The 14,285-nt window shown below is 64.1% G+C and carries 10 protein-coding genes and 1 pseudogene; 2 read left to right on the forward strand and 9 right to left on the reverse strand.

The features are described 5' to 3' along the window. Positions 1 to 67 precede the first annotated feature (67 nt). The 7 genes from EJ068_RS03635 to EJ068_RS03665 all read right to left on the reverse strand — a co-directional run bounded on the left by EJ068_RS03635 (position 68) and on the right by EJ068_RS03665 (position 9,036). Positions 68 to 418, reverse strand: coding sequence for a nitrile hydratase accessory protein (locus EJ068_RS03635; RefSeq protein ID WP_127252725.1), 351 nt, complete (start codon positions 416 to 418; stop codon positions 68 to 70). Continuing rightward, positions 405 to 1,064: a nitrile hydratase subunit beta gene (gene nthB, locus EJ068_RS03640; RefSeq protein ID WP_129554474.1), complete on the reverse strand. Its 660-nt coding sequence runs from the start codon at positions 1,062 to 1,064 to the stop codon at positions 405 to 407. The genes EJ068_RS03635 and nthB overlap by 14 nt, the downstream gene beginning before the upstream one ends. Beyond that, on the reverse strand, positions 1,061 to 1,678 hold the full coding sequence (gene nthA, locus EJ068_RS03645) for a nitrile hydratase subunit alpha (RefSeq protein ID WP_127252723.1): 618 nt from the start codon (positions 1,676 to 1,678) through the stop codon (positions 1,061 to 1,063). The genes nthB and nthA overlap by 4 nt, the downstream gene beginning before the upstream one ends. Before the next feature lie 146 nt (positions 1,679 to 1,824). After that, positions 1,825 to 4,974: an efflux RND transporter permease subunit gene (locus tag EJ068_RS03650; RefSeq protein WP_129554475.1), complete on the reverse strand. Its 3,150-nt coding sequence runs from the start codon at positions 4,972 to 4,974 to the stop codon at positions 1,825 to 1,827. Then, a complete protein-coding gene (locus tag EJ068_RS03655; protein ID WP_127251573.1) occupies positions 4,971 to 6,260 on the reverse strand; it encodes an efflux RND transporter periplasmic adaptor subunit in 1,290 nt (429 codons plus the stop codon). Before EJ068_RS03655 ends, EJ068_RS03650 begins: the two co-directional genes overlap by 4 nt. A gap of 279 nt (positions 6,261 to 6,539) precedes the next feature. Further along, positions 6,540 to 7,112, reverse strand: coding sequence for an acetolactate synthase small subunit (gene ilvN / locus EJ068_RS03660; protein ID WP_042644054.1), 573 nt, complete (start codon positions 7,110 to 7,112; stop codon positions 6,540 to 6,542). 142 nt (positions 7,113 to 7,254) lie between these two features. After that, entirely contained in the window at positions 7,255 to 9,036 is a 1,782-nt protein-coding gene (locus EJ068_RS03665) for an acetolactate synthase 3 large subunit (protein WP_127251572.1), read from the reverse strand. A 387-nt stretch (positions 9,037 to 9,423) separates the two neighbouring features. Here EJ068_RS03665 and EJ068_RS03670 point away from each other — a divergent pair. Beyond that, positions 9,424 to 11,342 (forward strand): annotated as a pseudogene (locus tag EJ068_RS03670) (sigma-54-dependent Fis family transcriptional regulator). A gap of 167 nt (positions 11,343 to 11,509) precedes the next feature. Then, positions 11,510 to 13,318 carry an NAD(P)/FAD-dependent oxidoreductase gene (locus tag EJ068_RS03675; protein WP_127251570.1) on the forward strand — a complete coding sequence of 603 codons (1,809 nt, stop codon included), beginning with the start codon at positions 11,510 to 11,512 and terminating at the stop codon, positions 13,316 to 13,318. A gap of 93 nt (positions 13,319 to 13,411) precedes the next feature. On the opposite strand, the gene EJ068_RS03680 is transcribed toward EJ068_RS03675, so the two are convergent. Next, positions 13,412 to 13,939, reverse strand: a complete 528-nt coding sequence (locus EJ068_RS03680) for a GNAT family N-acetyltransferase (RefSeq protein WP_127251569.1) — start codon at positions 13,937 to 13,939, stop codon at positions 13,412 to 13,414. A 37-nt stretch (positions 13,940 to 13,976) separates the two neighbouring features. Beyond that, the gene (locus tag EJ068_RS03685) at positions 13,977 to 14,285 is read right to left on the reverse strand and encodes a hypothetical protein (RefSeq protein WP_127251568.1); all 309 of its coding nucleotides are present in this window, start codon (positions 14,283 to 14,285) and stop codon (positions 13,977 to 13,979) included.

Genomic DNA, 14,285 nt, shown 5'->3' on the forward strand with positions numbered 1-14,285 from the left:
GCGACAAAGCGCCACCTTCGATAGCCCAGGCTATCAGCCGGAAATAGGAACGTAAAGAGAACAAAGTTTACCGGCTAGCGCCCGGATCATTCTCGAGCAGGATCGGCTTGCCATGCGGCGTCGCATGGGCGGCGCGTTCCCAGGCGGCGGCGAGCGCATCGACATCATTCTTGCCGGCAACGCCCTTGACCGCCAGCAGCTTCTCCAGCGCCGCCAGCCAGTGCTCGTAGTAATCATGCCCGTCGCTCGCCGCGCCAGGTTGCTTCACCTCGGCGGACAGAGCCTCCGCCCATTCGCTCCACGAAAACAGGCCTTTGCCGTGCAGCGCAACGGTCAGGGCGAAGGCTTCGGCCTGCCACGGCTCGGCGAAGACCGGCTCGTCGAAGCCCGCCGGCAAGGCGCCTTCATGCCGGCTCAAGATAGCTCTCCCAGGCATCGATCGAGATGCTGAGCGTCGGATCGGCGCCCTCGCCCCAGATTTCGGCCCCGTCGAACACTACGGTATAGACCCATTGCGGGTTCTCGCCCTTGCCATGTGCGTTGCTGTCCGGAAAGACGAAGCCGCCCCGAACGGCCTCGATCCTCCCGTTCTTGTCGCGCGCGTAGCGCGGCAGGCGCGTATGTTCGGTCGGGTTGAAATTCTTGGTGCGCACCCGGTCGCCCGCTTGGAACCGCGCCGGCGTGGCGACCGGCCGGTCGCACGGCCCTCCCTTGGCGAGCACCGCCGGCACATCCGCTGCCTTGAGCACCGTTTTCGGCGTCGAGGCCGCATCGACCGCTCTGCCGGCGGCAAGGTCGCGCTCGGTGACGAAGCCATGGCGCTTCAGCAGCGTTTCCAGTGCCTTGATCCAGATCTGGTAGTAGCTCGACGAATAGTAGTCGGCGGGATGCAGCGATTCCCGGGCATGCCGGCTTTCATCGATGTTCCAGGCACCCATGGAGCCGGCGGTGAGCGTCACGCCCAACGCCCGCCTTTCCCATGCGGCGTGGAAATAAGGCTCGTCCTTCTCGGGCGCGACCGGCCCGAAGCCCATCTGTCCGCCGAGATCCTGCGGCCCGTTCATGCCGGCTCTCCTTCCGGCTCTTTGGCAAGCGCCGTGCCGATCATCGCGTCGCGGCTGACCAGCCCGGCGAGTTGCTCCTCGCTCCAGCCTTCCGTGCCCTTGGGCCGCATCGGCACCACCAAGTAACGAAGCTCGGCGGTTGAATCCCAGACGCGGATTCTTTTGTCCTTGGGCAGCGTCAGCCCGAATTCCTCGAGCACGCCGCGCGGATCGATCACCGCCCGCGAGCGGTAAGGCGGCGCCTTGTACCAGACCGGCGGCAGGCCGAGCACCGACCACGGATAGCACGAGCACAGCGTGCAGACGACGAGGTTGTGCGTCTCCTCGGTGTTGAACAAGGCCTGCATGTGCTCGCCCTGGCGGCCGGTATAGGAAAGCGATTCGATGGCGGCGGTGGCGTCGTGCTTCAGCCATTCGGCATAAGCCGGATCGTTCCAGGCCTTCGCCACCACCCGCGCGCCATTGCGCGGGCCGATCTTCGTCTCGTAGGTATCGACGATGACGTCGATGGCCGCCGGATCGATCAGGCCTTTCTGGGTCAGGATCGTCTCCAGCGCGCGCACGCGCGCCGCGAACGGATCGAGCTCGTTGTCGTGGTCATGATCGTGGGTCATGCCCCGAGACTAGGATCGGCTGCCGTTGGCCGCAAGCGCCACGCCTTGGGCCAGCGGAACTGGAGCGAAACTGAGGCTTCGCTCCAGGTTTGTTTTCTGAGGCATGATCTTGTCCGAAAAGTCTGCAACTTTTCGGGATTGTGCTCCTACTCGGCCGCCACCTTCTTCGGTTCCGACTCGCCGTCGAACAGTGAGGGTTGCTCGCCGCCTTCCACTACATGCAGCGCCGGCTGGCTCTTCTTCGACGAGAAGCTGAGCAGCCAGCCCGAGAAATTCTCGAAATAGACGTAGATCACCGGCGTGACGAACAGCGTCAGCGCCTGCGAGGCGAGCAGGCCGCCGACCACCGCGATGCCGAGCGGCTGGCGCAATTCAGCGCTGGCGCCGGTGCCGAGCGCGATCGGGAAGGTACCCATCAGCGCGGCCAGCGTCGTCATCATGATCGGCCGGAAACGCATCAGGCAGGCCTTGTGGATGGACTCCTTCGCCGACATGCCCTGTCGCCTCAGCTCCAGCGCGACGTCGACCATCATGATGCCGTTCTTCTTGACGATGCCGATCAGCATCAGGATGCCGATCACCGCGATCACCGAAAGATCCATGCCGGCGAAGCGCAAGGCCACTACCGCGCCCAGCACCGCCGACGGCAGGCCGGTGAGGATGGTGAGCGGATGGATGAAGCTCTCATAGAGCATGCCGAGCACGATATAGATCGTGAGAATCGCACCGCCGATCAGCAGACCTTGGTTGGCCAGCGAATCCTGGAAGGTCTTGGCGGTGCCGGCAAAGCTGGTCGAGATCGCTGTCGGCATGCCGATCTGTTCCTTGAGCTGGTCGATGCGGGTCACCGTGTCGCCGAGCGACACGCCCTGCGGCAGGTTGTAGGAGATCGTCACCGCCGGCAGCTGTCCGAGCTGGTTGATCGTCAGGGCGCCGGCCGTGCGGTCGACGCGGGCGAAGGCGCCCAGCGGCACCAGCGTGCCGCTCGACGTCCGCATCTGGATGGCCAGCATGTGTTCCGGCGACCATTCGATCTTGGGGTCGAGCTCGGTGATGACCTCATAGCTGTCGGCCGAACCGAAGATCGTCGAGACCTGGTCGGTGCCGAAGCCGCCATAAAGCGCGGAGCGCAGCGTGTCGGTGTCGATGCCGAGCTGGGCGGCCTTGTCGCGGTCGATCACAAGCGATGCCTGCAAGGCGTTGTTCTGCAGGTCGCTGGTGACGTCGGTGAACACCGTGTGGTCCGCGGCCATGGCATCATTGAGCTTTTGTGCCCAGACGTCGGTCTGCTTGGTATCGAGCCCCTGAACCACAAGCTGGTAGGCGCTGGCGGACGACCGCGAGCCGAGCCGCAGGTTCTGCACCGGCTGCATATAGGTCTCGATGCCCGCCACGCCGGCCAGCTGGCGCCTCAGATCCGAGAGCACCTTGTCGATGTTGGGGCGCTGGTCCTTGCCCTTGAGCTGGACGAAAAGCTGGCCTTGGTTGAGCGCGTTGTTGCCGCTGCCGGCCGACCAGGCCACATGGTCGACATAGGGCGACTTCGAGAACACGCTGGCCACCTGCCCCTGCAGCTTCGCCATGGCGTCGAACGAGATGTCCTGGCGCGCCATGGTGGTGACCGATATCTGGCCGATATCCTCCTGCGGGAAGAAGCCCTTCGGCGAAACCTGGATCACCCACACCGACGCCGCGGCAGTGGTGATGAAGACCAGGAAAATCAGGAAGGTGTGGCGCAGGCAGAAGCTCAAGTGCCAGTCATAGGCACGGGTGACGATGTCATGCCTGCCGGCGCCATGCGCCTCGCGATCCGCCTTGGTCACCGACAGCAGCCGCGAGCAAAGCATCGGCGTCAGCGTCAGCGAGACGAACATCGAGGCCAGGATGGCGACGGTCACCACGACGGCGAATTCGTTGAAGATGCGGCCGATGACGCCGCCCATCAGAAGCACGGGAATGAACACCGCCACCAGCGAGATCGAGATCGAGATGATGGTGAAGCCGATCTCGCGCGCGCCCTTCAGCGAGGCGTCGAAGGCCGACAGCCCGTCCTCTTCCATGTGGCGGAAGATGTTTTCGAGCATGACGATGGCGTCGTCGACGACGAGGCCGACGGCCAAAGTCAGTCCCATCAGCGAGATGTTGTCGATGGAAAAGCCGAACAGGAACATCGCGCCAAGTGTGGCGATCAGCGAGATCGGCACCGCCACCGCCGGGATGATCGTCGCCGTCACCCGGCGCAGGAAGACGAAGATCACCATCACCACGAGCGCGATGGTCAACAGCAGCGTGAACTGAACGTCGTCGACGGCCTGGCGGATCGAGGTCGAGCGGTCGTTGAGCAGCTTGATCTGGGCGACGGCCGGCATCTGGTCCTGGAAGGATGGCAGCATCGCCTTGACCTTGTCGACGACGTCGACGGTGTTGGCATCGGGCTGGCGCTGCACCGCCATGATGATCGCGCGGGTGCCGTCATACCAGCTCGCCGTTGTCGTGGTCTGCACGGAATCGACGACGCGGGTCACCTCGCCCAGCCGCACCGGATGGCCGTTCTTCGTGGCGATGATGAGGTTGGAGAAACCGGCGGCATTGGTCAGCTGCGTGTTGGCGGTGATCGTCAACTGCTGCTTGTTGTTCTGCAGCACGCCGAGCGGCGTGTTGCTGTTGGCCGAGGCGATCGCCGCCTGCAGCTGATCGATGGAGATGCCGCGCGCGGCAAGTGCGGACGGATCGATCTGGATGCGCACCGCGTATTTCTGCTGGCCGAAGATCGACACCTGGGCCACGCCGTCGATGGTCGACAGCGAAGGCGAGATGACGTTTTCCGCGAAGGCGTCGAGATCGGTCAGCGGGACCGTGTCGCTGACCAGCGACATCAGAAGGATCGGCGCGTCGGCCGGATTGACCTTGCGATAGCTCGGTGGCGAGGTCATTTCCGGCGGCAGCGATCTTTGCGTTCGCGCGATCGCCGCCTGCACGTCGGCGGCGGCGGCATCGATGTCGCGGTTCAGCACGAACTGGATGGCGATCGAGGTCTGGCCGAGCGAATTGGTGGTCGAGATCGAATCGATGCCGGCGATCGTCGCGAATTGCTTGATCAGCGGCGTCGCCACCGATGTCGCCATCGTCTCCGGCGACGCGCCGGGCAGGCTGGCCGAAACATTGACCACCGGAAACTCGGCGCTCGGCAGAGCCGCCACCGGCAGGAACTTATAGGCAAAGATACCGCCCAGAATGAGGGCGAACGACATCAGCAGCGTGGCGACGGGCCTGCGAATGCAGAATTCGGAGATCATTGGGCAGCCCCGTCGGCCTTGTCTGCCTCCGCGACCTTGGCCTGGTCACCGGATCCGGCGGTCTTGCCTTCGTGCACCGCCGCGCCGTCTTTCAACCGTGTCTGGCCCTCGACGACGACCTTCTCGCCGCTCTTGAGACCATCACTGATGGCGCTGTACTGGCCCTCCGTCAGCGCCACCTGCACCGGACGCATCTCCACGGTGTTGTCCGGCTTGACGACATAGACGAAGGGCCCCTTCTGGCTGGGCTGCACCGCGACCGTCGGCACCGAGGTCATGTGCGGCATCGTGCCGGCATCGAGCACCACATTCACATATTGCCCCGGCCACAGCGAAAGATCCGGGTTGGGTATGCTCGCCCGCGTGGCGATGGTGCCGGAAGCGGTATCGACGCCGGAATCGACGAAGTCGAGCGTGCCCTTGCCGATGGGCGTGGGGTCACCGTCCTTGGTCAGCGTCACGTTGCCTTGCTGCGGGTCGGCGAGCGCCTTGTGCAAGAGGGCGAGGTTGCTTTCCGGCAGCGTGAAATTCACCTGCAGCGGGTCCATCTGCGTGATGGTGACCAGCGGCGTCGAATTGCTTGAGCTGCCATTGCTGGTGGTGACGAGATCGCCGACCGACACGTTGACGGCGCCGAGCCGGCCCGAGATCGGCGCCGTGATGGTCGCGTAGCTCAATTGCACGGTATCGGCGTCCATCGTCGCCTTGTCGGCATCGATGGTCGCGGCCGCGGCTTTCTGCGCCGCCAGCGCCTGGTCGTAGGTCTGCTGCGTGCCGGCCTGCTTGGCGACAAGGTCCTTGGCGCGCTGCAGGTCGGCCTGGGCGCTCACCAGCATCGCCTGGTCCTTGGCGAGCGTCGCCTGATCCTTGGCGAGTTGCGCCTTCAGCGCGCGATCATCGAGCGAAATGAGCAGATCGCCGGCCTTGACCATCTGCCCGTCCTTGACCGCGATCGACACGATCTGGCTGGAAACACGGGCATTGATGTTGACCACCTCCGGTGACGAGACGAAGCCGATGGCATAGCGCCGGATCGGGAAATCGGCGGTGGTCGCGACGGCGGAGACGATCGAGGCCGAACGCGGACCGCCGCCTTTCGCATTGTCGCCTTTCGCATTGTCCGGGGCGCCGGCCGTCTTGTCGCCGCTCGCCGTCTTGTCGCTCGCGTCAGCCTGCTTGCCCGAAATCAGCTGCTGGACCCAGGCCAGCGTTGTGGGCGAATAATAGAGCCCCGCGGCCGCCAGACAGGCGACCGCAACAACTGCAAAGGCAATTTTTCCGCGCATCGACAAACAAGCCCTCTACCCGACACGCCGATCCCGGTGGTCCATCCTAGCTCGATCCACGGTCGTTCGCCGCGAATTTCGCCGAATAGATAGGACACGGCTTTGGCGGAAAAGGGCCAAAACGCGGCATTACGAAGATTTAATGTGCAGTGCACAATGGTTAGGCAGCCGGGTAACAGGGGATCCGACCGGGCTGTCCACCGATCCGAAAGGCCGCCAAGATGGACGACTGCCGGGCCAGAGAAACGATTGAAGCGGTGCGAGCGATGTCTGCCTTGCTTACATCCCCTGCGGGCCGCGGTTCATCGCCGCGACGCCGGTGCGGCAGATCTCGACCAGGCCAAGCGGCTTCATGATGGCGATGAACTGGTCGAGCTTGGAGCCCTTGCCGGTGATCTCGAAGATGAAATGCTCGGTGTTGGCGTCGATGACCGAGGCGCGGAAGGCGTCCGCAAGCCGAAGCGCCTCGACGCGGGCGTCGCCCGTGCCGGCGACCTTGACCAGCGCGAGTTCGCGCTCCAGCGGCCGCTCCTGTCCCAGCTCATGCGAGCGCACGGTCAGGTCCACCACCCGGTGCACCGGCACGATGCGCTCGAGCTGATGCTTGATCTGCTCCATCACATGCGGCGTGCCGCGCGTCACGATGGTGATGCGCGACAGATGCTTCTCGTGCTCGGTCTCGGAAACGGTAAGGCTTTCGATGTTGTAGCCGCGGCCCGAGAAAAGGCCGATGACGCGGGCGAGAACGCCCGGTTCGTTGTCGACCAGGACGGAAAGCGTATGGGTTTCCGGCTTCTCGGTTTCCTTGGCGATGAAATAAGCCGAACCGGTCGGCTGGAGCTGTGCGTTCATGACATGAATCTCTATTTCAGACTTTTGAGCTAATTCTCAGTTTGCGCACGGCTTTCTCGCGACAGCCCCGCCTTTGTGGCTAGTGTTATGGATGGAGCATGATGTTGCCCGAAATCCGCTTCTCACTTTTCGGCATCATGCTCTAAACCAGTTCCCTGCCCTTGGCGTCGATGGCGTTGGCCACCGCCTCGTCGGTCGCCTCGTCGGGCAGAAGCATCTCGTTATGCGCCTTGCCCGAAGGGATCATCGGGAAGCAGTTGGCCAAGGTCGCCACGCGGCAGTCGAACAGAACCGGCTTCTTCACCGAGATCATCTCGCGGATCGCGTCGTCGAGCTCGTCCGGCTTGTCGCAACGAATGCCGTGGCCGCCATAGGCCTCCGCCAGCTTGACGAAGTCCGGCATCGCCTCGGTGTAGGAATGCGACAGCCGGTTGCCATGCAGCAGCTGCTGCCACTGGCGCACCATGCCCATATACTGGTTGTTGAGGATGAAGATCTTGATCGGCGCCTCATACTGCACCGCCGAACTCATCTCCTGCATGGTCATCTGCACCGAGGCGTCGCCCGCGATATCGATAACCAGCGCATCCGGATGCGCGATCTGCACGCCGAGCGCCGCCGGCAGGCCATAGCCCATCGTGCCCAGGCCGCCCGACGTCATCCAGCGGTTCGGCTTGTCGAAATGATAATGCTGCGCCGCCCACATCTGGTGCTGGCCGACCTCGGTGGTGATGTAGGTGTCCATGTCCTTGGTCAGCGCATAGAGCCGCTGGATTGCATATTGCGGCATGATGACGTCGCTGTTCATCTTGTAGGCCAGCGAATCCCGCGCGCGCCATTTCGCGATCTGCTCCCACCACGGATAGAGCGCCTTCTTGTCTGTCTTGGCGGTCGCCCGCCACAGCCGCACCAGATCCTCTAACACACGGCCGACATCGCCGATGATCGGCACGTCAGTGTGGACGTTCTTGTTGATCGAGGACGGATCGATATCGATGTGGATCTTCTTCGAGTTCGGCGAGAACGCGTTGAGGCGGCCAGTGATGCGGTCATCGAAGCGCGCGCCGATGCAGATCATCACGTCGCAATCATGCATTGCCATGTTGGCTTCGTAGGTGCCGTGCATGCCGAGCATGCCGACCCAGTTCTTGCCCGATGCCGGATAGGCGCCGAGACCCATCAGCGTCGAGGTGATCGGGAAGCCGGTGAGGTCGACCAGCTCGCGCAGCAGATGGCTGGCCTCCGGGCCGGAATTGATGACGCCGCCGCCCGAATAGATGATCGGCTTCTTCGCTCCGGCCATCAGCTCGACGGCAGCCTTCACCTTTTCCAGGTCGCCCTGGACTTTCGGCTGGTAGCTGGTGCGCGGCGCCGTCTGCGGCGGCACGTAGATGCCCTTGGCGAACTGCACGTCCTTCGGGATGTCGACCACGACCGGGCCGGGCCTGCCTGTCGTCGCGACATGGAAGGCTTCATGGATGGTGGCGGCTAGATCGTTGACGTCCTTCACCAGCCAGTTGTGCTTGGTGCAGGGCCGCGTGATGCCCACCGTGTCGCATTCCTGGAAGGCGTCGGAGCCGATCAGCGAGGTCGGCACCTGGCCGGTGAGACAGACCAGCGGGATGGAATCCATCAGCGCGTCCTGCAGCGGCGTCACCGCATTGGTGGCGCCGGGGCCGGACGTCACCAGGAGCACGCCGGCCTTACCGGTCGAGCGCGCATAGCCCTCGGCCGCGTGGCCGGCGCCCTGCTCGTGCCGGACCAGGATGTGCTCGACATCGTCCTGTTGAAAAATTTCATCGTAAATCGGAAGGACCGCGCCGCCCGGATAGCCGAAGACGTGCTTGACGCCATTGTCCTTCAGCGCCTGCACCACCATTTCGGCACCCGTCATTTCGCGCCGCTCGTTCTGTCCGTTGCTCATCGGTCTGGTCCCGTACTGTTTCGCCATCTGGCGATTGCTGGTCGTTTAGTTGGATTGGAGGCAATAAAAAAGGCCCCCGAGGGAGCCTGTGTGGTGCGCATGGGAGGTTTTCGCCCGGCGGTTACACCGCCTTGCCCACGCGCCAGCCTACGAGAATGAGTGCCGTTTTCATGGGCGCGGACAATAAGGGCGAAAACGCGGGCTCGTCAATGGGGTCCGGCGCGAATTCACCCGCCTGTGAGAAACGGCGCTGTTTCGCGCTACCATAGTACAGTTGAGCGCCCGCCGCCGAGGCACCAGTATGTGCCGATGCATGTCGCCCGCAAGGGTGGAGCGGTTTGGGACACGACATGCACCATGATGTGACGTTGGCTGCGAGGAGGACGCATGGCTGGCGAACGGGAGCATATCCGCGAGATCGAAGAGGTGCTGTCCGGCGCGCGATCGGTCCGCGACGATATCGTGGTTCAATCCTGGCTGCGCTGCATCGATACGCATCGGCTCGACCCGGCACGTCCGACGGAAGCCTACATCGTGCCCGATACCCAGTTGCGCGAGCATCGCGAGCAGTCCGAAAGACTGATCGCCATTGCCCGCAGCGGGCTGGACACATTGTTCAAGCAGGTGGCCGGCCAGAACTACGTCCTGCTGCTGGCCGACGCGAAAGGTGTCACCGTCGATTTCCTCGGCGACCCGCTGTTCATGGACCAGTTGCGCACGGCCGGTCTCTATCTCGGCTCCGAATGTCCGAAAGCCGCACTGGAACCTGCGGCGTCGGCTCCTGCATCGTCACCGGCGAGGCGATGACTATTCACCAGACCGACCATTTCGATACCACACACACGCCGCTCTCCTGCACCGCCGCGCCGATTTTCGTCACCAAGGGCGAACTGACCGCCGTGCTCGACATATCGCTGCTGCGCTCGCCGCAGCCGAAAGTCAGCCAGAACCTTGCCCTTCACCTGGTGACGGCGTCTGCCCGGCGCATCGAGCTCGCCAATTTGATGGCGCAGATGCATTCGGAATGGGTGCTGCGCTTTTCGCGCTCGCCCGAATTCCTCGATGTCGATCCGGAGGCAGCGGTGGCGCTCGATGCCTCGGGCCGCATCCTCGGCACCACGCGCGGCGGAGCGCTGCTTCTGGCGCAGGCCGGCGGCGCCGACTGGAGGCTCTCCTCGCCGATCGGTCAGCCGATCTCGCGTTACCTCGACATGGATATCGACGACTTGCCGAACTTGACGCGCGGGCGCCCGACCGAGGAGCGGCTGGTGTTCGGCCGCAACGGCAGCGCGCTGTTTGCGCATGCCATCGAGCCGCAGCCGTCGAGCGGACGCCGCACACCTGTTGAGGCGCTGCCGAAACCGATCGCCGAGCTTTCCGGCGGCGATCCGGCCATGGCGGCCATGCAGGCGCGGGCCGCCAAGCTGGCGCGCACCACCATCCCGATCCTGATCCATGGCGAGACCGGTTCCGGCAAGGAATATCTCGCCCGCGCGCTCCATGACAGCTCCGGGCGTTCCGGCCCGTTCGTGGCCATCAATTGCGCGGCCATTCCCGAACACCTGATCGAGAGCGAGCTGTTCGGGCACGCGGCCGGCGCCTTTACCGGCGCCACGGCCAAGGGACGCAAGGGCCTGATCGAGAGCGCCGACGGCGGCACGCTTTTCCTCGACGAGATCGGCGATATGCCCTACACGCTGCAATCGCGCCTGCTGCGGGTGATCGCCGAGCGCGAACTGATCCCGGTCGGCGGCACAGCACCTCGGCCTGTCGACATCAAGATCATCTCCGCCTCGCACCACGACCTGCGCCGACTGGTTGCCGAGGGCCGTTTCCGCGAGGATCTGTTCTACCGGCTGAACGCCGCCTCGCTGACACTGCCGGCGCTGCGCGAGCGCACCGATTTCGAATGGCTGCTGGAACGGCTGATCGGCGAGCGCGCGCGCCTTGCCGGTCGGGCGGCAAAACTGTCGCCGGCGGCGCGGCTGGCGCTGATCCGTCATGGCTGGCCGGGCAACATCCGCGAGCTCGTCAACGCCGTGGACCTAGCGGTGGCGCTTTGCGACGACGAGACGATCCAGCCTTCCGACCTGCCTGATTTCGCCACGGCCCGCACGGCGCCCCCGGCGCCTTCCGCCAGCCTGGTCGCGTTGCGCGCCCCCTCGCCCGAGGAAGAACGCGCAGCCCTGCTGGCCGTGCTGGCGGCGACCGGCTGGAACATTTCCGAAGCCGCGCGGCGTCTCGGCGTCGACCGCACCACGGTCCATCGCCGCATGAAGCGCCTGCGACTGGAGGCGCCGAACTAAAGTTGCAAGGGCTGTGGCGCGCCGCAGCGCATGCAACAGAAAATGCAACAGGCAAGGCGCCGCAAGAGCGTCCTAACAGATTGATTCCATTGATAGCACCAGATGAGCGCCACGGTTGGCACGCCGCTTGCTGCTCATGACGCACTCTAGCAAGTGGAGGAGAACAAATGCTCGAGAGAACACCCACCACCAAGGCACAGGCGCTGCTCGACAAGTTCGGCAAGGCGCTGGAAACCGGCGACATCGACAGCGCCGTCAACTGTTTCCAGGCCGACTGCTACTGGCGCGACCTCGTCACCTACACCTGGAACCTGAAGACCATGGAAGGCCAGGACCAGGTTCGCGACATGCTGCAAGCGACGCTGGCCAACACCAAGCCGACCGCATGGGCGGTGGCCAAGGGCGAGGAAGCGACCGAGGATAGCGGCGTCATCACCGCCTGGATCACCTTCGAGGCAAGCGTCGCGCGCGGTTTTGGCCTTGTGCGGTTCAAGGGCGACCTGATCTGGACCCTGCTCACCACAATGGCGGAGCTGAAAGGGCATGAGGAGAAAGCGGGCTTCAGTCGTCCGCTCGGCGCCAAGCACGGGCATGGCAAGGACCGCAAGACGTGGCGCGAGGAGCGCGACGACGAGATTGCCGAGCTCGGCCATACGAAGCAACCTTATGTCGTCATCATCGGCGGCGGTCAGGGCGGTATCGCGCTCGGCGCCCGGCTGAAGCAGCTCGGCGTGCCCACTATCATCATCGAGAAGAACGAGCGTCCCGGAGACTCCTGGCGCAAGCGCTACAAGTCGCTCTGCCTGCACGACCCGGTCTGGTACGATCACCTGCCCTATATCGACTTCCCGAAGAACTGGCCGGTCTTCGCGCCGAAGGACAAGATCGGCGACTGGCTGGAAATGTACACCAAGGTGATGGAGCTGAACTATTGGAACTCCACCACCGCCAAATCCGCCAAATACGACGAGAAGACGAAGGAATGGACGGTCGTCGTCGAGCGCGACGGCAACGAGATCGTGCTCAAGCCCAAGCAGCTGGTGCTGGCGACCGGCATGTCGGGCAAGGCGAACTGGCCGAAATACAAGGGCCAGGACATCTTCAAGGGCGAGCAGCAGCACTCCTCGACCCATCCCGGCCCGGACAAATACCGCGGCAAGAAGGTGGTGGTCATCGGCTCCAACAACTCGGCGCACGACATCTGCGCGGCGCTGTGGGAAGGCGGCGCCGACGTGACCATGGTGCAGCGGTCATCCACCCACATCGTCAAGTCGGACACGCTGATGGATATCGGGCTTGGCGCGCTCTACTCCGAGCAGGCGGTCGAGAACGGCATGACGACGCGCAAGGCCGATATGATCTTCGCGTCCCTGCCCTACCGCATCCTGCACGAATTCCAGATTCCGCTCTACCAGCAGATGAAGGAGCGTGACGCGAAATTCTATGAAGACCTGGAGAAGGCCGGCTTCATGCTCGACTGGGGCGATGACGGTTCCGGCCTGTTCATGAAATATCTGCGCCGCGGTTCCGGCTATTACATCGATGTCGGCGCCTGCGACCTCGTCATCGACGGCTCGATCAAGCTGAAGAGCGGGCCGGGAGCCGCTGTGCAGGAACTGACCGAAACCGGCGTCAAATTCGTCGACGGCACCGAATTGCCGGCCGACCTTGTGATCTATGCCACCGGCTACGGCTCGATGAACGGTTGGGCTGCGGACCTCATCTCGCAGGAGGTGGCCGACAAGGTCGGCAAGGTCTGGGGGCTCGGGTCCAACACCACCAAGGATCCGGGCCCCTGGGAAGGCGAGCAGCGCAACATGTGGAAGCCGACGCAGCAGGAGGCGCTGTGGTTCCACGGCGGCAACCTGCATCAGTCGCGCCACTATTCGCAGTATCTTGCGCTGCAGCTGAAGGCCAGGCAGGTCGGGTTGCCTACCCCGGTGTATGGGCTGCAGCAGGTCTACCACAAGGCTTGAGGCCGGACGCTTTCCATAGATGGAAGCCCGCCACGGGCTTCCATCTATCCCGCCTTGAGCTTCGGGAAGGCCCACATGGTCGCAACTTGATGGCTATCGATCTTTCCCTATCCGCTTCCAGTAGATCAGCGTCCCAGTCAGCCCGCCATGCGGCTTCAGCGCAAAGTCGGGGATCTCGCCGGTCAGCGTGAAGCCGAGCTTCTCATAAAGCCCCGCCGCGCCCTCCTCGCTTGCCGTATCCAGCACGAGCAGCGTGCGGCCTTTCTCGACCGCCAGTTCTTCCGCGGCGCGCATCAGACGGGTCGCGACGCCTTTGCCGCGGTGGTCCCGTCCGGTCATCAGCTTCGCGATCTCGGCGCGGTGCGGCTGGTTGGGCGGAAAGTCGAGCAGCAGCGTGACGGTTCCTGCAAGCACCCCATCCTGCCATGCGCCCAGCACCGCCCTTTCGCCGCGCGCGGCTGCGGCAAGCGACTTGCGCCAGAAATCCCGCGCGGCCTCCGCCGACAACGGATGCATGAAGCTCAGCGATCCGCCCGCGGCGACCGTCTCGATCAACAGATCAGCGAGCATCGCAATGGTCGCAGCATCGTCGCTCAACACCCGGATCTCAAGTGCGTTCATGCTGGTGTTCTCCAAGGCGATGCGACATCGGGAAAGGTCATTCGAAATGGCTGCTCCGCCTGCGCCGCCGCGCCCGCCGGATTTCGGCGATCCGGTCGGCGTCGTCCGCGCTGAGATGGCGACCGCGCTCCAGGATCTCGAGCGTATATTCCTCATAGGTCAGCCCGAGCCGCTCGGCTCTCTCCAGCCGCATCAGCATGACGGCCTGGCTTGGCGCCTTCCAGGCCTTGTCGTGTGCGGCGCGCCAGGCGAGGAAGACGTAAGCGTCGCCGTTGCCCCAGGGCGGGCCTTCATAATCGTCGAGCGGCGGCCCGCCATTGTGCGAGCGGTTTGGTCCCCTAGGCAT

This window comes from Mesorhizobium sp. M2A.F.Ca.ET.043.02.1.1 (assembly GCF_003952405.1).
Taxonomy (GTDB): domain Bacteria; phylum Pseudomonadota; class Alphaproteobacteria; order Rhizobiales; family Rhizobiaceae; genus Mesorhizobium.

Excerpts from the sequence above, each read along its gene's own strand:
- EJ068_RS03685 (WP_127251568.1), bottom strand. The coding sequence starts at position 14,285 with ATGCCTAGGGGACCAAACCGCTCGCACAATGGCGGGCCGCCGCTCGAC.
- EJ068_RS03680 (WP_127251569.1), bottom strand. The coding sequence starts at position 13,939 with ATGAACGCACTTGAGATCCGGGTGTTGAGCGACGATGCTGCGACCATT.
- ilvN (WP_042644054.1), bottom strand. The coding sequence starts at position 7,112 with ATGAACGCACAGCTCCAGCCGACCGGTTCGGCTTATTTCATCGCCAAG.
- nthA (WP_127252723.1), bottom strand. The coding sequence starts at position 1,678 with ATGACCCACGATCATGACCACGACAACGAGCTCGATCCGTTCGCGGCG.
- EJ068_RS03655 (WP_127251573.1), bottom strand. The coding sequence starts at position 6,260 with ATGCGCGGAAAAATTGCCTTTGCAGTTGTTGCGGTCGCCTGTCTGGCG.
- EJ068_RS03675 (WP_127251570.1), top strand. The coding sequence starts at position 11,510 with ATGCTCGAGAGAACACCCACCACCAAGGCACAGGCGCTGCTCGACAAG.
- EJ068_RS03665 (WP_127251572.1), bottom strand. The coding sequence starts at position 9,036 with ATGAGCAACGGACAGAACGAGCGGCGCGAAATGACGGGTGCCGAAATG.
- nthB (WP_129554474.1), bottom strand. The coding sequence starts at position 1,064 with ATGAACGGGCCGCAGGATCTCGGCGGACAGATGGGCTTCGGGCCGGTC.
- EJ068_RS03650 (WP_129554475.1), bottom strand. The coding sequence starts at position 4,974 with ATGATCTCCGAATTCTGCATTCGCAGGCCCGTCGCCACGCTGCTGATG.